Source organism: Amycolatopsis sp. Poz14 (assembly GCF_006704225.1).
In the GTDB taxonomy this organism is placed as follows: domain Bacteria; phylum Actinomycetota; class Actinomycetes; order Mycobacteriales; family Pseudonocardiaceae; genus Amycolatopsis; species Amycolatopsis nivea.
This window is the reverse complement of record NZ_JACLHD010000001.1, coordinates 4,861,332-4,881,350: the sequence shown is the minus strand read 5'-3', so window position 1 is coordinate 4,881,350 and position 20,019 is coordinate 4,861,332. Positions and strand designations below refer to the sequence as shown.

The window sequence follows — 20,019 nt, the reverse complement described above, 5'->3', positions numbered from 1 at the left end:
TCCCGTCAGGAAGCACCGGGAAGATAACGGGGATGTCACGATGGGTCACGCTCACCCGGCAACGGAAATTACCCGCTGTAGTCAAGTTTCCCACTACCTACACCGAACGGCCCAGCGAGCCCGCAGCCAAATCAGCTCCCCCGCGCGGGTCATCACCCGAGCATGCGCCCGGCCCCAACCGCCGTTCGGGCACAAGCTCTCCGCCGACCCGCCGATTTCCCTTGCCCGCAGCACAATCCGCTCCGGAATGCGGAGGGCCGCCCGGTTTGCGGCCATTCGGCTGGTCTGAACCATCCGAGGAGGCCCTCCACCTGCCGGGCCGGGCGTCCGCCGCACATTTTTCGCGGACTGCCGCCGTGTTCTCACCGCGATCAAGTCCACACTGGACACCCGGCCGAGTCCTGGCTCACTCCCTCCGAATCGGAGAGCGCCCCCTCCCAGAATGAAGCTGCCTCGGCTCAGGCAGTCGGCGGAGCGGCAGCCGTGGCATTGAGCGCAGTCACCACCGCTTGCTCCTCGAACTCGAAGTGCGCCTCCAACTCACCGGCGAGCCGCTCCAACTCCGCACGCAGCCGCACCGGGTCGGATTCACCGGGGACGAAGCTCTCGACCAGTTCCCGGATCGAGTCCTGCAGGCGCGCCACCACCTGGTGCTGCTCGGCGAGCTGCGCGATCACCGGCGCGAGCGCGGGGAACTGCTCGGCCAGCGCAGGGAAAACCACGGAGTCCTCGCCGACGTGATGCCTGCGCAGCGCGGTGCAGAAGCTGAGGCAGTGGGTCCGCATCTCCTGCGCCAGGTCCGGTTCCGGCCGGACGATCGCCGTCGCGCGGCCGTTGGCCAGGTCGTCCGCCTGCTCGCGCAACGCCCGCAACTCCGCGCGAAACCATTGGTGCACTTCGACGAGCCAATCGCCCATTCCTTTGACGCGCTCGTCGATCCGATGCACAACAACCGCCGGAATTTCCCGGGTCGTCTTCGCCTGGTAATCGCCGTAACCCGGAGCCTGCGCGATTACCTGCGCGAAAAGCTTCTCGTACGCGGCACCTTGCGGAATGGCCGCCATCGCCTGGTAGGTCTCGCCGCCCACCTCGACGGTCACCAGCGGGTTCCGGCGGATGTTGTGGTACCAGCCGGGATGGCGGTCCGCGCCGTTCGCCGAGGCTACGACCACTCCGTTTCCCTCGATCTCCAGGTAGCCGAGGAGCACCTCTCGGGGCAGGCCGGTCCGCGCGCCGGTCGTCGTCAGCACCGCCAGCGACCAGCCTTCGAACATGCCGCCGAGGGCACCGCGATTCGCCCGGAACTCGGCGATCAGCCGGCGGTGAAAATCGTTGCTCACACAATTCCTTTCGGGTTTTCGGAAAGGAGGAGTCGAGCACAGAAAAGGGCACGCGAAAAGACCCCGCAGGCACAAGGCATGGCGCAGCGATCCGGTCGACGGATCCGCGGAACTGCGAGAGACGGAGAGCCCGATCTCTGTGCTGGCTGGTTAGCCGCTACCTCCATGCGTAGGCCCATACGGGGCGCACGGCTAAATTAGCACAGCTTCCGAACCTCGTGCGGCGAAGGCCGAATCCTTTCGCCGGGCCGGTCGCTCTTATGGACGTGCGGCCACGAGGCCGGCACGACGAAGGAGGCTCGATGACCCTGATCATTGTCGCGGCGGCAGTCGTGGCGGTCCTGGTGTGCAGTTGCGTGGTTTCCTGCGAGCGCGCGGAAGGTCGAAGCGTGGCTGAGCCCTGGCCGGCAGAGCAGCTCGTGGCGGCGGCGCAGCGCGGCGACGAGGCGTCGATCGCCGTGCTGGTGTCCGGCGCGTACCCGCACGTGCGGCGGTTCGCGTTCTCGTTGTGCGCGAGCAGCCAGGACGCCGAGGACGCGGCGCAGGAGGCGATGATCGTCCTGTTCCGCAAGATCGGAACGCTGCGGGCGACGGCCGCGCTCGCGTCGTGGATGTTCCGGATCGTGCGCAACGAATGCCTGCGGCGGGCGCGGGCTTTGGTGCAGCGCGACGAGCCGGTCCCGGAAGCAGCCGGCCCGTCCGCCGAGGAAGACGTGCTGAGCAGGCTCGAGGTCGAACGTCTGTCCGCCGCCGTCGCCGCGCTGCCCGCCGATCAGCGCGGCGTGCTGATCATGCGCGACATCCAGGGTCTGCCGGGTAAGACCGTCGCCAAGTCGCTCGGCCTGAGCACGGCGGCGATGAAGTCGCGCCTGCACCGTGCCCGCACCGCCGTGCGCGCCCGCCTGGATCTCCCGGAGGAAGACCGATGAGCACCCGACCGTCGTTCGCCAGCAAGTCCCTGCCCGTCCATCTCGCCCGCGGGGCGATCGGATTCGGCCTGATCGCCGCGTCGATCGCGCTGGCCCCGGTGCTCGGATGGGCGAGCGTGCTGTTCCTGCCCGCGGGCGTGCTGGCCCTGCGCGGATGTCCGACGTGCTGGGCGATCGGGCTGGCGCAGACGCTCTCGCGGGGCCGCCTGGAACGGACGTGCGCCGACGGGCAGTGCCGGATCTCGACGAGAGGTTCCTGAACTGGCTGGCCCCACCGTCTTCTCGCGCACGCCATGCGCGACGCAACGTGTCAGCCCGGACGGGAGCGGCCAGCCCTGGAGACGCCGATGGCCTGCCGGCGAAGATCGTCGGCAGGCCATCGGATGCTGCTGGTGGGCGATACTGGGATCGAACCAGTGACCTCTTCGGTGTGAACGAAGCGCTCTCCCGCTGAGCTAATCGCCCGCTCGCGGTGCGGATCCAGCCTACCCCACGACTTTCGGGGGCCTGCAAACGGGTGGTTTGATCCGACTACAGCGCGTCTGCCAGCGAATACCGTCCGAACAATCCCGAGCTAACCAAGGCCTTGCCCGGGCGGGGGCGCGTGCGGGCGTCCGCGACATCCGTGCGACGGTGCTATCGCACAGCGGCCGAACCGCGCAAGATGTACTGGTGGCTCCCCACCGGGCGCCCGCTGAAGGCTGCGCGGCACGGACGGCGACGGACCGGACGGACCTCGGGGCAGACGGTCTCGAACGGGTGATCTCGAGCGCACTCGCGACGGATCCGGGCTCCTGGTGCGTCTCACCGTTGTCCTCGGTCGTCCGGGCCGGGAAGGGAGACGAAGGGTACGACGATGCGCAACGATCACGTGACGCTCCGCTCGACGGCGGTCTTCGACCTGCTGGCGCCGCGGACCCCGGCGGTTCCGGTGAAGGTGGAGCTGCGCTACGACACCCGCGACCCCTATGCCGTCGTCGCCGCCTTCCGCACCGGGCGGGCCGGCTGGGTCGAATGGGTCTACGCGCGCGACCTGCTCGCCGACGGCCTCCTCGCCGACGCGGGCGACGGGGACGTCCGCATCCGGCCCTCGGTGGAGGACCCGGAGTCGGTCCTGATCGAGCTGAACTCGCCGTCCGGGCACGCCATGTTCGAGGCGTCCGCGCAGGAGCTGGCCGATTTCCTCGACCGCACGTACGACGTCGTGCTGCCGGGCAACGAGCACCTGTGGGTCGACGTCGACGACGCGCTCACCCACCTGATCCCGAACGATCTGGCCTGATCACCGGCCCGCGAGCGGGCCAACAACCCCCCGGTGCCAGGACGGTTGCCGGGGTCCGATATGGTTTCTTCACACCACGGCGACGGGGTGCGGACCGGAATACCGGCACCGCCTCGGACCCGAGGTAGTGCGGACGTAGCGCAGCTGGTAGCGCATCACCTTGCCAAGGTGAGGGTCGCGGGTTCGAATCCCGTCGTCCGCTCGGAGGGCTAAAGCCCCATGCGGTGGAGTGGCCGAGAGGCGAGGCAACGGCCTGCAAAGCCGTGTACACGGGTTCGAATCCCGTCTCCACCTCGCGCGATTAGCTCAGCGGGAGAGCGCTTCCCTGACACGGAAGAGGTCACTGGTTCAATCCCAGTATCGCGCACCAGCATTATTTGGAAGCCCTGCCTTCTCCTCGGAGAGGCAGGGCTTTTCCGTGCCCCCGTGCTTCACGCCGGGAGCAAGGTCGACCCCAGCGGCCGGTGTTCGTCGAAGCCGGGAAGGACCAGGAAGGTCCCGCTCGCGGTGGTGGTCGTGAACGGCAGCAGCTCGTCCGCCGCCTCCATGCTCGCCAGCGTCGCGGTGAACGTGTGCAGATCGTTCTGGAAGCTCACGAACAGCAGGCCGGGCGCCGGCGCGTCCATGCTGTAACTGCGGCGCAGCATGAGCCCCGCCCCCACGACGTTCGCGTGCGCCCGGCGGATATGGGCGCCGGCGGGGACGAGATAACGGCCGTCCGGCGTTTTCGCGCCCAGCTCCGGCCCGTCCCCGATGGCGCCGCCCGACAGCGGAACCCCGGTGTCCCTCCGGCGGCCGAACACGGCTTCCTGCTCCGCGACCGGCAACGCCGCGAACCGCGCCACATCGAGAACCATCCGCCGGACGACCGCGATCGTGCCGCCAGCCACCGGCGCCGGTCCGGCGATCCACAGATCCCGCTGCTGCTCGACCGGCGTGCGCGGGCCGACGATCCCGTCGACAAACCCCAAGACGTTCCTCGGCGCGGTCTGCCCGTCCGAGACCGGGATGTGCGGCCCGCGCGCTCCGGACTGCCGCCAGCGCTCGCGCACGCCCGGCGTCGCCAGGAGCGCAGCCGCGACGATCGGCGGGACCAACGGGTCGCTGGCGCAGATCTGAAGCAGCAAATCCCCGCCGCGGTCGGCAGGAGCAATCTCCTCGCGGGCGGCCGGAGGGAGGTCTTGCGCGCCCGGCAGATGCGGATCCACGGCCCGGACCAGCCTCGGCCCGACCCCGACCGTCACGGTCAGGTCGCCCGCGGGCAAGCCCAGCAGCCGCTCGTCCTTCCCCGCAGTCGCAGCCAGGATCTGCCGCCCCAATCCGGCGAGAAGTGGCCCTGGTGCAACGGAAACCTCCGCACTGACGACCAAAAGATGCGATTGCGGCTGCTGCGGCGCGATGATCCCGGCTTGATGCGCCCCGGTAGGCACAATCGGACCGGACCGGTTCTCGACGTCGGACACGGGAGCCGCATGACACCCGGCGGCGAGTCCGGCGGTCACCGCCGCCCCGAGAAAAGCCCGCCGGGAAGGGCGGCGCTCAGCGGAATTCACGACGGGCAGCGTGACAGATCCCGATGCGGCAGGCGAATTCGGCTCGGCAAACGGGTGTTTGCTCGGCAGCCCGGCGAGGTGGCGCACCGCTCGCGACCCGCGACGAGAGTCCCGGCAGAGTCCGCTACCCCGAGATGAACCGCATGCCGCTGCTGCATCAACGGCGGAAGTAGGCGAGTCCGGCAGCGCGGCGCCCGCCCCAACTCGCAACCCCCGATCCCGCACGCGCCGCGACTCCGGCAGCGCAGGACGCACGCCCGCACCCGACCGCCGACCCCCACCACTCCCTCCCCCGCACCCACGAATCCCCCCCGCACTCAACCGACCCCCCCATCTCCAGTCCCAGCACACCGCGAATCCCGCAGCACTCCGCGCTGAACCGCCAACCCCAGCACCCGCGAATCCCGCAGCACCCGGCGCTCAACCGACGACCTCATCGCCAGTCCCCCACCACCCGCGACCTCGCCAACGCACCATCCGTTCCCCGCGCTCAACTGCCGCCCCCCTCATCACGCCCGTCTCCGCATTTCCCGCGACTCCGGCCGAACAACACCCGATCCCGCACCCGGCCGCCAGCGCACCCCACTCCCCCGCGCCCGCGCAGCACAACCCCAACCAAGCGCCCGACCGCCGCCCCGGCTGACAATCACCCCAACGGAAACCGGCGCTCATGCCAGACTGGGCGCATGCGTTTTCTCGCCATGGTGGCGATCCTGGGGCTGTCCGCCGCGCTGGTCAGCGGTTGTGGTTCTTCCTCCGCCGAGGGGCACCGGCCGGACGGGGCGGGTGTCACGATCCGCGTTCCGGCCGACGCGCCGACCATTTCCGCCGCGGTTTCCCTGGCTCAGGCGGGAGATCTCGTGCTCGTCGCGCCCGGCGAGTACCACGAAACGGTGAAAATCACGACGCCGAGGGTCACGCTGCGCGGCGAAGTGCGGGAAAAAGTGGTCGTCGACGGGCAGCTGAAGCGGGACAACGGCGTCGTCGTGTCCGCGCCGGGCGTCGCCGTCGAGAATCTGACCGTCCGGAATCACACGCAGAACGGCGTGCTCGTGACCGGTTCGGGTAAAGCCGCCGACGGGCTGCCGGGCCACGGCGGCGGGTACGACACCGGGGACGAGCCGATCCGTTTCCTCAGTTCGTTCCTGGTCTCGCACGTCACCGCGACCCGCAACGGGCTCTACGGAATCTATGCGTTTTCCGCGCAGAATGGAGTGATCGAGCAGTCCTACGCGTCCGGCGGCGCTGATTCCGGAATCTATGTCGGCCAATGCAAACCGTGCCGGACGGTGGTGCGGGACAACGTCGCGGAACTCAACGCGGTCGGGTACGAGGGGACGAACGCCAGCGGCGAGATGTACGTCGTCGGGAACCGGTTCAGCGGGAACCGGGTCGGGGCCACCAGCAACTCCGATCACCAGGAGAAGCTGTTGCCGCAGCAGGATTCCGTGCTCGCGGGCAACCTGGTCGCGGCCAACGGGCAGGCGGCGACGCCGGAGCAGGCCGACGGCGGCTGGGGCATCGGGATCGGCATCGACGGCGGCAGCGGCAACCAGGTGCTGCGCAACCGGATCGCCGGGAACCCGAACGCCGGGGTCGTCCTCACCGCGACCCAGGACATTCCGCCGAACGGCAACCGGATCGTCGGCGACGTCTTCGCGGCGAACGGCCTCGACGTCGGCTGGACGTTCCCCGGCGCGACCAAGGGCAGCGGAAACTGCGTTGATTCCGGGCCGCTGCACACGATTCCGGAGGGACTGCCGACCAGCGCCGCTTGTCCCGCGGCCGCCGCCTCGCCCTCGGGGATGTGGACGAGGGCGAAACCGCCCGCGGGAATTCCGTTTACCGAGGTCGCGGCGCCGCCGTTGCAGCCGCAGTTTCCGGACGCGCGCACGGCTGGACCCACGGTCGTCCCGGCAGTGCCGGAGTTTCCGGACGTCGCGAAAATCCAAGCACCAGCGGCGTCGTTGCTGGCCGACCGCGCGTCCGTGGCCGCCGCTTAAGGAATCGCCCAACCCGCGACAACACCGCACTCGAAGAAAACCTCACCGAACAGAAGGCACCGCGGTGAATTCGTGCGTGTCGAAGGAAATGACGACCGGATCCGTTTCTCCCGGGATCGCGGCCTGCACCCGGTACATGACGCCGTCCGCGTCGAGCCAGTACCGGACTTTTCCCGCGCTGCCGGGGCGGTCGCGCGAATCCGGGCCGGTGAAGACGTCGACCGGATGTCCGTTCACCTGATCGGCCGCTACCCATTCGGCACCGTTCTGCGGCAGCAATTGCGCGTTGTCCGGCCGGTCGCTGCCGAGGCCGAGAAGAATCGCCAATGCGCGGTCGAGTGCGCCCGCGGACGGGTTGAGCGGGCGGCCGAACCAGCCGTCCGAAGGCGGTTTCCCCGGAGGGAAATCCGGGACGACGGCCAGCGGGCGCAGTTCGATCCGGCTGGCGGTCCACCGGATCAGACCATTGCCGGAGTCGTTGCGCCCCTTGCCTTTCAGCACTCCGTAACCGGACTTGGCGCGGTAATCGGCCGAACCGGTAATCACGAGTTCGCCCGCCGCGCCGGGGACACTGATCGTCACCGAGCGGCCTTGTTTCTGGTAATTGCGGAATCGCGCGATCGCGAGCCGGCTCGCCTCGTCCGCGGTGACCGCGCGCGGGCCGGAATCCGGGGAACCCGCGGCGGCATACCAGAATATTCCCGCGCCGAGCGCGACTGTCACTGCCGCGGCGACGACGATCCACCGGCGCGCGATCCGTTTTCCCAGCACAGCGAGTGACCGTAGCAGGGTTTTCGATTCACCCGGTCCGTGTGTCCCGGTGCCGTACCCGGACTGACCGTTTTCTGGTTCACTGTTACAGCTTTGCGCCACGCCGCGCGAATATTCCGCGCAGAGAACGGAGATCCCGCAGTCATGACCCGAGGTGGCAGAAGACCGAGTGGCAGATTCAGGCTGGCGCGCGCCGCCGCCGCTGTCTTAATGCTGGGCGGCAGCACGATGACGGTGACCACCGGCGCCGCCGCTGCCGCCGAGGACGGCACGCTGACCGTCCAGGTGCTCCGGGATTTCTTCGGCACCGGCATCGTCAACGCCGCCATGGACACCCCGCAGCCGGGCATGTCCGTGCTGGTCACCGACCCCGCCGGACATCAGGTGCGCGGCCGCACCGACGCGGCGGGCAAGGTCGTGGTGGACCCGGCCGCCCCGCTCGCCGGCGGCCGGTACCGCGTCGACGTTTCCGTTCCGGATCCGTATCGCGCGTATTTGCGGGCCGCGCCCGCGTCGACGGAGAAAAACCACTTCGACAGTTTCACGACGTTCGTGGATCTGCGGGAAGGCAAAGACGTTTCGGTGATCACCGGCGTCTGGAACCCGGCCGACCACACTCCGCCCGACGCCCGGTATTACGTTCCGGTGCAAAGCCCGGCGGTGAACAGCGACGGCAGCGCGCCCGATCCGAACAGCCGCGCGCTGGTCGCTTTCGACCGCAGTCTCCGCGGCACCTGCCCGGCCGACTCGGCCTGCCCGACCGTGCTGAACACCCAGGCCCAGGTCGGCACCACGTGGGGCTTGGCCTACGACAAATACCGCGACCGCATTTTCCAGGCGGCGTTCGCGAAACGCTTCACCACCTACGGCCCCGAAGGCGGCGGCGCTATTTACACCACGCCGCTCGGCGGCGGCGCGCCCACATTGTTCGCGAAAGTGCCGGATGCCGAGGTCACCGCGCACGGCAAGGTCGACATGCTCAAAGACCAGCACTTCGTGGACGTCCCCGGAAAAGAAAGCCTCGGCGGGATCGCGCTCACCGAGGACGGCAAAACGCTGTACGCGGTGAGCCTGGCGACCCGGAGCCTGCTCAGTTTCGACGCGACCGGAGCCACCGCGAAACCGGGCAAGACCGTCCCGATCCCGGCCCCGGATTGTGCCGTGCCCAACGACTGGCGGCCGTTCGCGGTCGCCGCGCACGACGCGAAACTGTACGTCGGCGGCGTCTGCTCGGCGGAAAGCACTAAGCGGCGCGAGGATTTGAAGGCCGTGGTCTACACCTACGACGGCGCGAAATTCACCCCGGTCCTCACCCACGGCCTCGACTACCGGCGCGGCTACGTCATCACGGTCCCGGACCCGGACGACAGCATGGACCACTGGAACCCCTGGGACACCTCGTTCTCCTCGTGGGACAAGTTCATCCGGAAGGGCGCGGGGATCAACCCGCAGCCGGAACTGGCGAGCCTGGCGTTCACCCGCGACGGCTCGATGATCCTCGGCTTCCGCGACCGGTTCATGGACGTCTTCGGCTCCGGCAAAGACCCGCGGCCCACCGACGACACGGTCCGGACCGGGATGTCCGGCGGCGACATCACCATGGCGTGCGCGGCGCCCGGCGGCGGATACGACTGGGAAGGCACCGGGGCCTGCCCGAACCACGGCAAGCCCGAGACGAACGGCCACGAACCGCCCGGCGTCGTCGAGTACTTCCCCGGCGACTTCTACGATCCGAACCGGTCCGGCAACGGCGTGCACCAGGAGTCCTCGCAGGGGTCGGTCGCCTACGTCCCGCAGCAGCAATGGGTGATCAGCACCCAGATGGACCCGGCGCAGTACGTCAGCTCCGACGGCGTCGGCTACTACGACGTCGACTCCGGCATCGGGCCGGGGCAGGACAATCCGAAGCACGGGTACGCGTTCGTGGGCCCGGCGAACAGCTTCGGCAAGGCGGGCGGCCTCGGCGACATCGCCTACCAGGCGGCGAACGCGCCGATCCAGATCGGCAACCTCGTGTGGTTCGACGGCGACCACAACGGCGTCCAGGACCCGAACCGCACCGACGAGGTCCCGCTCGCCAAGGCGACGGTCAACCTGCTGGACGCCGACGGCGCGAAGGTCGCCAGCACCCGGACCGACAAGGCGGGCGAGTACTACTTCGGCGGCGTCGGCGCGGAATACCAGCTGAAGCCGGGCGAGAAGTACACCGTGCAGTTCGACGTCTGCACCGCGGCGACCGACAACGTGCCCGGGACGCCGCCGGCGACCGATCTGCGGTTCACGCTCCCGACCGCCGGACCGGACCGGGCGCACGATTCGAACGTCGTGCCGCCGAAGTCCGGACCGCTCTGCAACGGCTACGCGCCGGTGACCGCTCCCGCCGAGGCGGGCGGGGTCGACCACACCATCGACGCCGGCGTCTATCTTCCGTTGCCGCCGGGTCCGCCCACGTCGTCGGCGCCACCGGGCACGAGCCCGAACCCGGCTCCCCCGGCAGCCCATCCGCCCGCCTCGGACGCGACGGACACGGATTCGCTGGCCTCGACCGGGATTCCGCTCCTGCCGATGCTGCTGATCCTCGGCGGGGCGCTCGTCGCCGGAGGCACGGCCTTCCTGGTGGCGGCCCGCAGAAGGCGGTTCAGGCGGCAGTGACCGCGGCCGGGGTCCGCACGCCTGGTGCGGACCTCGGACCGGCCTTTTCCCTAGCGAAGACGGGAAACCGCGGTCAGGACAGCGCGCGCAGCCGCGGCAGCACGTCCTCGGCGAACTGCGACAGGTAACGCTCCTGGTCGTGCCCGGGGCCGTGGAACACGAGGTGGTTCAGGCCCGCGTCGAGGTACGGCTTGATCTGCGCGACCGCCTCGTCCGGGTCGGACGCGACGATCCACCGCTTCGCGACCTGCTCGATCGGCAGCTCGTCCGCCAGCCGCTCCATCTCCTCCGCCGACGACACCGTGTGCTTCTGCTCCGCGCTCAACGACAACGGCGCCCAGAACCGCGTGTTCGCCAGCGCCTTCTCCGGATCCCGGTCGTACGACATCTTGATCTCGATCATCCGGTCCACCTTCGCCGCGTCCCGCTCCCCCGCGGCCGCGCCGTCGGCCATCGCCGGCATCAGCTTCTCGGTGTAGAGGTCCATGCCCTTGCCCGACGTGCAGATCATCCCGTCGCCCGCACGGCCCGCGTACTTCGCCACCACCGGACCGCCCGCCGCGATGTACACCGGCACCGGACGCTCCGGCCGGTCGTAGATCTTCGCGTTGACCAGCTGGTAGTAGTCGCCCTCGAAGTCGACGCTGTCCTTGCTCCACAGCTCGCGCATCAGCCGCACCGACTCCCGCAGCCGCGCGAACCGCTCCTTGAACTCCGGCCACTCCCGGCCCGACACCGCGATCTCGTTCAACGCCTCGCCCGTGCCCGCGCCCAGGATCACCCGGTCGTTCGACAGCAGCGCCATCGTCGCGAACGCCTGCGCGATCACCGCCGGGTTGTACCGGAACGTCGGCGTCAGCACGCTCGTCCCGATCAGCACCCGGCTGGTCCGCTCCGCCACCGCCGGCATCCACGCCAGCGCCCACGGCGCGTGCCCGCCCTCGTGCCGCCACGGCAGGAAATGGTCCGACACCCACACCGAGTCCAGCCCCAGCTCCTCGGCCCGCACCGCGAACTCCACCAGCTCGCGAGGCCCGAACTGTTCCGCCGACGCCTTGTACCCGACCTTCAGCTCCACGATCGCCCTTCCCCGTCCGCACGCACCACGCAGGATTCCGTGGCACCGTCAACCGTACCCGGACGGGCCTTGCGGAGGCGGGTGTGCTGTCGGTCACTAACGGGGCTAGTACGTGGCGGTCATCAGGACGAGCGCCGCGGCCTGGCAACCCGGGCCTTTGTCCCCGCTGGCGGACCACGCACGCGAGTACTGGTCGAAGTCGTTGCGGGAATGGGCGTAGGCGGAATCCGCTTGCCTGGCCAGGAAATCCCGGTAGGGCGCGTCGGCTGTCGCGGCGTCCAGTTCGGACAGTCCGCGGACGAGTCCGGCTTTGAAGTACGACCCGTCGTCGGTGCAGCTGCTGCCCTCGCCCGGGTCGTGGACGATGCCGTCGGAGCCGGTGAAGAACGACCCGGTGCGGGTCGTCTCGTCGGCCACTGAGCGGGCAGTGCTGATCAGGTTCTGGTCTCCGGTCACCTTGGACAGCGCTGTGAGGCCGGAAACGAATACGCCTTGGTTGTAGGTGTAGCGCTGCCCGACCGCGGCGCAGCTGGCACCGTCGACGCCGTCCACCACCAGACCGTCGGACCCGATGAGTCCCTTGCCGCGGAACCAATCCCAGCCTTGTTGCGCCCGGGTCCGGTAGGTCGCGTCGCCGGTGCGGTCGGCGATCGTCGCGTTGACCTCGATGTAAAGGCTGTTGGAGATGGACGCCTTGTACGTCAGGCCTTCTTTCCAGTGGATGCCGCCGCCGCAGTCGCTGGTCCAGAAGGTCTGCATGTGGTCGGCATCGGCCTTCGCCGTGGCTAGGTAGCGCTGCTGGCCGGTGCGGTCGTAGGCGTCGAGCCACGCCATCGCCCACCAGCCGGTGTCATCGGAGAACTCGTTGCGGAACTGGCCGCGGCCGGCGTTGACGTTCTTGTCGTACGTCGTCGCCATCGCGTAGTCGTAGCTGGCCATCCGGCTGACCGACGCGTTGCGGATCACCGCGGCGAGCGACACCGCGGTGCCCCAGCCGCCGCCGTTGCGGAAGTAGCCGGTGCTGTTGTCGTAGAGCGCCATCATCGCGGTCGCCGCCGCTTGCGCACGGTTCGCCGCGTTCCAGCGGGTGCGCGCCCAAGGCGTACAAGCGATGCGGCCAGTGTCGATGGCGCTGCCGCACGCGCGCAGGGCGCCGACGCCGCGGTTGTTCCAGTCGTCGTTGTTGTACATCTGGGTGCGCCAGCCGCCGACCCCGGAGGGCGCGGTGGTGAGCCCGAGCTGCGCGCCGCCGTCCCAGGTCGCGCCGCCGTCGAAGGACCGGTCGAGCCACACCCGGTCGCCGGGGCGCGAGTGGTCGACGACGGCCCAGCCCATCGGGTCTGCGTCGGCGAAGTGCAACTGGAGGACGCGGTCGTCGAGCGCCGTCGTGACTGCGATCCGGTCGCTGGACGCCTGGTCGGCAGCGCGGTCGTCGCAGTATTTGTTGCACACCACGATGTTCGCCGCCGGCCGGGTCGCTTTCGCGTGGACCGGCAGCAGCGCCGACATCGTTGTCAGGACCGCCGTGAGCATGACCCGCACCGCTGCCTCCTCGGACCCCGTTCCCCCGGAACGAAGATCCGCCCGAGACGCGGTGCGGGTCAACGAATGACAAAGACCTGGCTCGAGAATGCCGCCGGATGCCCGGCGCGCTGGGCTATTCCGCGGTCAGGTCCGGGAGGTCGTCGAACTCCACGACCTGGCGGACCTCGACCTCGATCTCGTCGAACAGGTCCGCGTACTCGCTCGCGTACTGGACCGCCTGCGCCCGGTCCGCGGCGTTGACCAGGGCGAACCCGCCGATGACCTCCTTGGCCTCGGTGAACGGCCCGTCCGTCGCCTTCGGGGCCGCGCCGCGAGGTTTGCGGACGATCGCGCCCCTCTCCGACGGGTGCACGCCCTCGGCGGTGATCAGGATGCCGCGTTCGGTCCAGTCCTGGATGAACGCGCCCATTTTCTCCATGAACTCGGGGCTGGGGTTCCAGGCCTCGGGGGCGCTCTCGTCGAGCCGGTGCATCATCAGGAAACGCATTGACCGCTCCTCGGTTGGGGCTGGCTTCGTCCAGCCGTCACATCCTCGTCGAACGGCCTGGCGCGGGTTCGACATTTTTCAGCAGCGATGCGTCGGCGACTTCCGCGGCCGGGCTGCCCACGCCGCGACGCCCGCGACCAGGGTCACCGCGGCGCCCGCGATGGGGCTGTTCATCAGCACGAGACCGCTGAGGAACGCGGTCCCGGCGAGGAGAAGCAACGCCATCCGGAGCGTGGCCGCCCAGGCGACGACGAAATCCGCGGCCCGGGACATCCAGGGCTCGCGAGTGTCGGGCTTGCGATGCCGCCCGGGCTTGCGCCGAGCCAGCACGCGGTGCGCGGAGGCGACCATCTCTTCCCTGGTCGCCACCCGGCGAGGAGGACGGGAGAAGGGATCGCAGTCGACGACGACCCGGACTCGGGCGGGGTGGTCGGGGTCGGGGTGGTTCGGTGGGGCGGCTGCGGGGTGGTGGGGGCGGCCGGGAGCGGCTGTTTGCTTGCCGTTGTGTCGCCGGAACGGGCGGGGTCGGCTGTCGTGCTGCCATGCAGCTTGGGTTTCGCCGAGCCGCTTGGCCCTGCCTCACCGGAACGGCCGGGCTCGGCTGCGGTGCTTGCGGGCGGGTTGGGAATCGTCTGGTTGCTTGCCGCTGCGCCACGGAACCGGGCGGGGTCGGTTGTGGAGCTTGCAGGCGGGCTGGGGTCCGCCAAGCCGCTCCCCGCTGCCTTGCCGGACCGAGCAGGGTCGGCTGCGGTGTTCGCGGGCGGGTTGGCAATCGTCTGATTGCTTGCCGCCGCGTCGCCGGACCGGGCAGGGTCGGCTGCGGTGTTCGCGGGCGGGTCGGGAATCCGCTGGTTGCTTGCCGCTCCGTCGCCGGCCCGGGCAGGGTCGGCTGTGGTTTTTGCGGGCGGGTTGGGGTTCGCCAAGCCGCTTGATGCTGCCTCGCCGGACCGGGCGGGCTCGGCTACAGTGCCGCCAGCCAGCTTGGGTTTCGCCGAGTCGCCTGCAGCCAGGGCGGGCTTCGCCGCGGCACCTGGCTTGGCTGCGCCGCCCGCGGCCGCGCTGGCATCTGCATCGGCCGCGTCGTCCGGCGGCAGGGGCTTTTCCTGCTCGTTCGCGCCGCTGTCCTGCATCTTCTCCGCGGGCCGCGCCAGGCTCTCCGGGTCGCGAGGCAGCGCCGCTTCCCCAGCGGACCCTCGATTCGGCTGAGGCTCCCGGACCAGCACCGCGCCTTCCGCCCGCGCGGGCGGCTCGCCGGTTCGGCGCGGTTGGTCGGCGAGGCAGGGAACCACCGTCATGAGGTCGTCATCCCTTTCTCTTCCGGCCGGCGGACCGGCCCCGACGGTTGTCCGGAGCCCCAGCCGTCGTGCGGAGCGGGTCCCGGATGCGCTCATCCTGGCGAAGACGGTGCGTCACCAGCCAGCTCTACTGGCAGTGTCGCGGTGAACGGTCCCTCAGCGTCGCCCAGCGGTTCGAGTGACGGTTTTCGCTACTCTTCGCGGTCACCGATTCGACATCCGGCGGACACTCTAGCCGCGACTTGTCCAGACCTCTTGGCGTGCCCGCTAACTGCGGCGAACCGGCTCTGACACGGGAAGATGCACGTTCATTCGCACAGTCGCCAGCCGGAGAAACTCGAGCTCGGCACCCCAGTCCGCCACGCAGGCATACACAAAGTGTCACACCAGCCCTGGTTATTGAGCAGTCAACAGTCACCCACAAGAGTGATACGGAGAGTGATCAACAGGAGAGCGTGACACCCGATGCGCTGGCCCGAACGGACGCATCCGCATTAGGCGAGGAGTACACACAGCTTCGACCAGGGAGATTTCGGCCCTTGCCGTCTCGTCGCACCACTGGCTAGCGTGAGACAGGTAAGCCTTACCTAAGTGAAGCGGGACCCACCATGCCGACCCTCCCCCAGCGCCGCACGCCTGACAGCAGGCGGCTGCTCCGGGCGTCCGTGCTGCGAGCTGAACGGACGTCCACGCATTTCGTCACCCTCACCGTCGGCGGGGAGGATCTCGAGGACTTCGCGCCGCTCGGGTTCGATCAATGGTGCCGGTTGTTCTTCCCGCGCGAGGGGCAGCGCGGGCTCCGTCTTCCCACCGCTTCGAGCAATCGCTGGCTCGCGCAGCACATGCTCATGAGCGCCGCGTCCCGGCCGTGGGTGCGGAATTACACGATCCGGGCGACGCGGCCCGGCGAGGTGGACATCGAGTTCGCGGTGCACGGCGACGGCGGTCCGGCCTCGCAGTTCGCCGAGAACGCGCGGCCGGGCGACGAGGTCGGGATTCTCGACGAGGGGATCACTTATCTGCCGCCGGAGGGCGTCACGCAGCTCCTTCTCGCCGACGAGAGCGCGATTCCGGCGGCGTTGGCGATCTTGGAGTCATCGCCGGGTCTGCGGGCCACCGTCTTGCTGGAAGTCGGGGCGCGGGACGACATCCAGGCGGTCGACGTGCCGCTCGGCACCGAAGTGCAGTGGCTGGTCCGCGAGGACGACCGGCTGCCCGGGCGGCTCGCGCTCGACGTCCTCGGCCAGCTCGATCTTTCCGATCCTCCGGGCTACACGTGGGTCGCCGGGGAGAGCGGGCTGGCCACCGGCGCGCGGCGGTTCCTCACGCGCGAGCGCAGGGTGCCGAAGCAGGCGATCTCGTTCCAGGGGTATTGGAAGCACGGTCGCGCCTCGCTGGGGTAAGCCTCAGAACAGGCGTCCGGCGTCGTCGGCGGGCGGTTCCTCCAGCTGCAGCAGGAACCGTTTCCGGTCGACGCCGCCCGCGTACCCGGTGAGACCGCCGCTGCTGCCGACCACCCGGTGGCACGGCACGACGATGCTCAGCGGATTCCAGCCGTTCGCGTTGCCGACCGCCTGCGCCGCGCCGGGCTCGCCCAGTTCGACGGCCAGGTCGCGGTAGGTGCGCGTCTCGCCGTAGGGGATGCGGGTGAGCAGCTGCCAGACGCGGCGTTCGAACTCGGAGCCGCGCAGGTCCAGTTCGAGGTCGAAGGTCCGGCGCCGGCCGGTGAAGTACTCGTCGAGCTGCCGAGTCGCGTCGGCGAAACCGTCGTCGGCGCGCGGGCCGAAGTCCGGGAAACGCGGGGTCCGGCTGTGGCCGTCGAAGTAGACGGCGACCAGCGCGCTGCCGTCGGCGACCAGGGTGAGGTCGCCGACCGGGGACGTCGCGACGGTGTGCCGGAAAGCCATCTTCTCCTCCGTGATCGGTGCCACGGAACGGTATCCGGCCGGGCCGTGCGTGAGAGCATCGCCGTCCATGGAAGACGGTTTCGCCGACATCCCGACCACGACCCTCGCCGACCTGCTCGGCCGCGGCCAGGTGCTCGACTACGGCGTGCGGCCCTTGTGGGGTCCGGCGCCGCGGATCGCCGGGCCCGCGTACCCGGTGCGCTGCCCGCCGGGAGACAACCTCATGCTGCACGCGGCCATCCACCGCGCGCCCGCCGGAGCGGTGATCGTCGCGGAATCCGGCGACGTCGACTACGCGCTGGCCGGCGGCAACGTCTGCGCGACCGCCCAGCGCCGCGGCATCGCAGGCTTCGTCCTGGACGGCGTGATCCGCGACCTGTCGGAGGTCCGCGAGGCGCGTTTCCCGGTGTTCGCGCGGGGCGTGATCCCGATTCCCGGGACGAAAGCCAAGGTGACGCCGCTCGGCGAGCCCGCCCGGTGCGGCGGGGTGACGGTGCACCCCGGGGACATAGTCGTGGCGGATGAGGAAGGCGTGGTCGTGGTGCCCGCGGCCGATGCGGCGCAGGTGCTGGCGGACGCGCGGGCGAAACTGGCCAAGGAGGAGGCGCAGACGCTCGACGAGTGGGCGGAGGCGCACCGGGCGAAGGTGGACGCGGCCCTGGAGGCTGGTGGCTTCCGCGGCTGATCCGGAGGGCTCGCTCGCGATGCCCGGCTGGCTGCGGGATCGGGAGGGGTTGATTGCTGGATAACCCGGCTCGCTCCGGCTGGACCGTCCACATCCCGGTTGGCCGGACGCCTGGGCCTGGCTACGGGACCGGGGCTTGCTCGCCGGAGAACCCGGACCCTCCGCGTCCCAGCTGGTCAGGCGGCCTGGTTACGGGATCGGGAGGCTTGCTCGCCAGAGAATCCAGCCCCTCCGCATCCCGGCTGGCCAGGCGACCTGGTTACCGGATCGGGACGGCTGCTCGCCGGAGAACCCGACTCGCCTGGCAACCTGGCTACCGGATCAGGAGGCCTGCCCGCAGGAGAACCCGGCTCGCTCCGGCCTGGCTACGGGGATTCGGAGGCTTGCTGGGCGGAGAACTCGGCCCGCCAGGCGACCTGGCTACCGGATGAGGCTTGCCCGCCGGAGCACCCCGATCACTCCGGCCGCACCGTCCACAACGGACCGGCCGTCGCCAGTTCGGGGCCGGGTTCGGATTCCGGCGGGAGGGGTTCGGGGTCGGGAAGCGGGCGGTCCGGTCCCGGCGTCACCGGATCGGGTTCCACCGGGCCTGGCGGGACGGGCTCGGGCGGGGCGGGCGGCGCGGTCGAGCGGGGGCGAAGCATCGCGGGCTCCTTTCTCTCCCTGATGGGCTACCGCACACCGGCGGCGGCGAAACATCCACCCGTCCGCGCGAGGTCGGCTAGGGTCGAAGGCGGAGCCGACGAACCGAGAAGAGGCGAGACGATGAGCGCGGACAAGCCCGGCGAGCAGCAGCCGCTCGACGCGGAGATCGTGGAGAGTCCCGGCACGCCGCCCGCTGACCTCCCCGAGCCCGACTACAGCGACAACGGCGCCCCGTCGTTCGACTTCGTGCGGGACCGGATCGAGAAGCGCTACACCATTTCGGTCGGTTCGCAGGAGCTCGCGGGAATCGGCGGGCCGGAGGATCTGCAGTCGCTGGACAAGAAAATCGCCGACCGCAAGGAGGCGGCGAAGGACAAGCTGGCCGAGATCCGCCGGTCGATGGGCAAGGAGTAACGCCGTTTCCCGGCTTGGGCTCAGCGCGGCGGACACTCCGCGCCGCAGCGGCGCAGCCAAGCGGGAAAGACCGGGACGGGCGCGCGGCAAGCATCCGCCACCGGGCTCGGCTGGCCAATCCCGGCAGCACGACCGTCCACAATAGACCCGCCCTGCCAAACTCCGTGGCTTCCCCGTCGCCCGTTCTGGTTGAATCGCCCGTATGGCAACCACCGTGCGCATTCCCGGCCTCGTGCTGACCGAGCACGAGTTCTCCGTCCCCCTCGACCATTCCCGTCCGGACGGCGCGAAGATCACCGTCTTCGCGCGCGAGGTCGCTGATCCGGACGGGCTCGACCGGCCGTTTCTCGTGTATCTCCAAGGCGGTCCCGGGCACGAGGCGCCGCGGCCGTCGCGAGGCGCGCCGAGCTGGCTGCCGCGGGCGTTGCGGGAATACCGGGTGCTGATGCTCGACCAGCGCGGCACCGGGCGCTCCACGCCGGTCGGCACGCTGCCGGGCACTCCGGCCGAGCAGGCCGACTATCTCACCCACTTCCGCGCGGACGCGATCGTGCGCGACGCGGAGTTCATCCGGCAGCAGCTGGGCGTCGAGAAGTGGAGCGTGCTCGGCCAGTCGTTCGGGGGGTTCTGCACGCTCGCTTACCTTTCTCAATACCCCGACGGGCTGGCCGAGGCCTTCTTCACCGGCGGGCTGCCGCCGATCGCGCGGCATCCGGACGACGTCTACACCGCGACGTTCGCCAATCTCCTCGAGCGCAACCGCCAGTACTACCTCCGCTACCCGGGCGATCGCGAGCGCGTCGAAGCGCTGCTGCCGTTGCTCGACGACGGGGCCGTGGTCCTGCCCGACGGCAGTCCGCTGACCGCGCGGTTGTTCCAGCAGCTCGGTTACCTCTTCGGTGCCAGCGGCGGCGAGGAGGCGCTGCACTACCTGCTCGAACGCGACCCGAAGTCCCCCGCCTTCGCCTACGACGTCGCCAGCTCGCTGCCGTTCAGTGCGCGCAATCCGTTGTATTCGGTCATCCACGAGTCGTCGTACTCCGACGGGTTCGCCACCCGCTGGTCCGCCGAGCGCGTGCTGCCGGACGAGTTCCGCACCGACCGGACGCTGTTCACCGGCGAGCACGTGTTCCCCTCGCTCTTCGACGACCTCCACAGCCTCCGGCCGATGAAGGAGACCGCCGAACTGCTCGCCGCGCACGAGTGGCCGCGGCTGTACGACGCGGACGTGCTGCGCGAGTGCACGGTCCCGGCTGCGGCCGCGATCTACGCCAACGACATGTACGTCGAGCGGGTGTTCTCCGAGGAAACCGCGCGGCTGATCCCGACGCTGCGGCCGTGGATCACCAACGAGTACGAGCACAACGGCCTCCGCGCGTCGGGCGAGCACGTGCTCGGGCGGTTGATCGACCTCGTGCGCGGGCGCGTCTGAC

General features: G+C 69.8%; 18 protein-coding genes and 4 tRNA genes. 12 read left to right on the top strand and 10 right to left on the bottom strand.

All coding sequences use genetic code 11. From position 1 onward, the window contains the following. Positions 1–458: 458 nt before the first annotated feature. Positions 459–1,340 carry a nitroreductase/quinone reductase family protein gene (locus FKO37_RS23150; protein ID WP_037815617.1) on the bottom strand — a complete coding sequence of 294 codons (882 nt, stop codon included), beginning with the start codon at positions 1,338–1,340 and terminating at the stop codon, positions 459–461. A 302-nt stretch (positions 1,341–1,642) separates the two neighbouring features. Here FKO37_RS23150 and FKO37_RS23145 point away from each other — a divergent pair, with 302 nt between their 5' ends. Next, positions 1,643–2,269, top strand: a complete 627-nt coding sequence (locus FKO37_RS23145) for an RNA polymerase sigma factor (RefSeq protein ID WP_240014237.1) — start codon at positions 1,643–1,645, stop codon at positions 2,267–2,269. Then, positions 2,266–2,529, top strand: coding sequence for a hypothetical protein (locus FKO37_RS23140; RefSeq protein WP_037815611.1), 264 nt, complete (start codon positions 2,266–2,268; stop codon positions 2,527–2,529). The genes FKO37_RS23145 and FKO37_RS23140 overlap by 4 nt, the downstream gene beginning before the upstream one ends. Before the next feature lie 130 nt (positions 2,530–2,659). Here the strand turns inward: FKO37_RS23140 and FKO37_RS23135 are convergent. Continuing rightward, a tRNA-Val gene (locus FKO37_RS23135) sits at positions 2,660–2,734 on the bottom strand. A gap of 391 nt (positions 2,735–3,125) precedes the next feature. Between FKO37_RS23135 and FKO37_RS23130 the strand changes: the two genes are divergently transcribed. The 4 genes from FKO37_RS23130 (at position 3,126) to FKO37_RS23115 (ending at position 3,921) form a co-directional block, all read left to right on the top strand. Next, a complete protein-coding gene (locus FKO37_RS23130) occupies positions 3,126–3,551 on the top strand; it encodes an SsgA family sporulation/cell division regulator (protein ID WP_005159130.1) in 426 nt (141 codons plus the stop codon). A gap of 129 nt (positions 3,552–3,680) precedes the next feature. Beyond that, positions 3,681–3,753: transfer RNA gene (locus tag FKO37_RS23125), tRNA-Gly, on the top strand. Between the two features lie 21 nt (positions 3,754–3,774). Then, positions 3,775–3,845, top strand: a tRNA-Cys gene (locus FKO37_RS23120). A gap of 1 nt (position 3,846) precedes the next feature. After that, positions 3,847–3,921, top strand: a tRNA-Val gene (locus tag FKO37_RS23115). Positions 3,922–3,982: 61 nt separating this feature from the next. Here the strand turns inward: FKO37_RS23115 and FKO37_RS23110 are convergent. Continuing rightward, positions 3,983–5,104 carry a Dyp-type peroxidase gene (locus FKO37_RS23110; protein ID WP_037815683.1) on the bottom strand — a complete coding sequence of 374 codons (1,122 nt, stop codon included), beginning with the start codon at positions 5,102–5,104 and terminating at the stop codon, positions 3,983–3,985. A 686-nt stretch (positions 5,105–5,790) separates the two neighbouring features. Between FKO37_RS23110 and FKO37_RS23105 the strand changes: the two genes are divergently transcribed. Beyond that, positions 5,791–7,107, top strand: coding sequence for a nitrous oxide reductase family maturation protein NosD (locus FKO37_RS23105; RefSeq protein ID WP_051729110.1), 1,317 nt, complete (start codon positions 5,791–5,793; stop codon positions 7,105–7,107). A gap of 42 nt (positions 7,108–7,149) precedes the next feature. Here FKO37_RS23105 and FKO37_RS23100 read toward each other — a convergent pair whose 3' ends face one another. Next, entirely contained in the window at positions 7,150–7,878 is a 729-nt protein-coding gene (locus FKO37_RS23100; RefSeq protein WP_238605731.1) for a hypothetical protein, read from the bottom strand. A 228-nt stretch (positions 7,879–8,106) separates the two neighbouring features. Between FKO37_RS23100 and FKO37_RS23095 the strand changes: the two genes are divergently transcribed. Further along, entirely contained in the window at positions 8,107–10,530 is a 2,424-nt protein-coding gene (locus tag FKO37_RS23095) for an SdrD B-like domain-containing protein (protein ID WP_051729119.1), read from the top strand. A 73-nt stretch (positions 10,531–10,603) separates the two neighbouring features. Here FKO37_RS23095 and fgd read toward each other — a convergent pair whose 3' ends face one another. The 4 genes from fgd to FKO37_RS23075 form a co-directional block, all read right to left on the bottom strand. Then, positions 10,604–11,608, bottom strand: a complete 1,005-nt coding sequence (gene fgd / locus FKO37_RS23090; RefSeq protein WP_037815606.1) for a glucose-6-phosphate dehydrogenase (coenzyme-F420) — start codon at positions 11,606–11,608, stop codon at positions 10,604–10,606. A 105-nt stretch (positions 11,609–11,713) separates the two neighbouring features. Further along, the gene (locus FKO37_RS23085; RefSeq protein ID WP_238608324.1) at positions 11,714–13,141 is read right to left on the bottom strand and encodes a glycoside hydrolase family 76 protein; all 1,428 of its coding nucleotides are present in this window, start codon (positions 13,139–13,141) and stop codon (positions 11,714–11,716) included. 124 nt (positions 13,142–13,265) lie between these two features. Beyond that, positions 13,266–13,640, bottom strand: coding sequence for a YciI family protein (locus FKO37_RS23080; RefSeq protein ID WP_107051095.1), 375 nt, complete (start codon positions 13,638–13,640; stop codon positions 13,266–13,268). Positions 13,641–13,718: 78 nt separating this feature from the next. Next, entirely contained in the window at positions 13,719–14,009 is a 291-nt protein-coding gene (locus FKO37_RS23075; protein ID WP_134731346.1) for a hypothetical protein, read from the bottom strand. Between the two features lie 1,534 nt (positions 14,010–15,543). Here FKO37_RS23075 and FKO37_RS23070 point away from each other — a divergent pair. Next, complete coding sequence (locus FKO37_RS23070) at positions 15,544–16,338, top strand: siderophore-interacting protein (RefSeq protein ID WP_238605730.1); 795 nt, start codon at positions 15,544–15,546, stop codon at positions 16,336–16,338. 3 nt (positions 16,339–16,341) lie between these two features. On the opposite strand, the gene FKO37_RS23065 is transcribed toward FKO37_RS23070, so the two are convergent. Beyond that, positions 16,342–16,866: a methylated-DNA--[protein]-cysteine S-methyltransferase gene (locus FKO37_RS23065; RefSeq protein WP_374204381.1), complete on the bottom strand. Its 525-nt coding sequence runs from the start codon at positions 16,864–16,866 to the stop codon at positions 16,342–16,344. 43 nt (positions 16,867–16,909) lie between these two features. Between FKO37_RS23065 and FKO37_RS23060 the strand changes: the two genes are divergently transcribed. Then, positions 16,910–17,527: an RraA family protein gene (locus FKO37_RS23060; RefSeq protein WP_304512205.1), complete on the top strand. Its 618-nt coding sequence runs from the start codon at positions 16,910–16,912 to the stop codon at positions 17,525–17,527. A gap of 455 nt (positions 17,528–17,982) precedes the next feature. On the opposite strand, the gene FKO37_RS23050 is transcribed toward FKO37_RS23060, so the two are convergent. Then, positions 17,983–18,171, bottom strand: a complete 189-nt coding sequence (locus tag FKO37_RS23050) for a hypothetical protein (RefSeq protein ID WP_043835915.1) — start codon at positions 18,169–18,171, stop codon at positions 17,983–17,985. 121 nt (positions 18,172–18,292) lie between these two features. Here FKO37_RS23050 and FKO37_RS23045 point away from each other — a divergent pair, with 121 nt between their 5' ends. Next, the gene (locus FKO37_RS23045; protein WP_238605729.1) at positions 18,293–18,586 is read left to right on the top strand and encodes a hypothetical protein; all 294 of its coding nucleotides are present in this window, start codon (positions 18,293–18,295) and stop codon (positions 18,584–18,586) included. A 202-nt stretch (positions 18,587–18,788) separates the two neighbouring features. Beyond that, positions 18,789–20,018 (top strand): alpha/beta fold hydrolase, encoded by a 1,230-nt coding sequence (locus FKO37_RS23040; protein WP_238605728.1) that lies wholly within the window; start codon positions 18,789–18,791, stop codon positions 20,016–20,018. The last annotated feature ends 1 nt before the right edge of the window (position 20,019 follow it).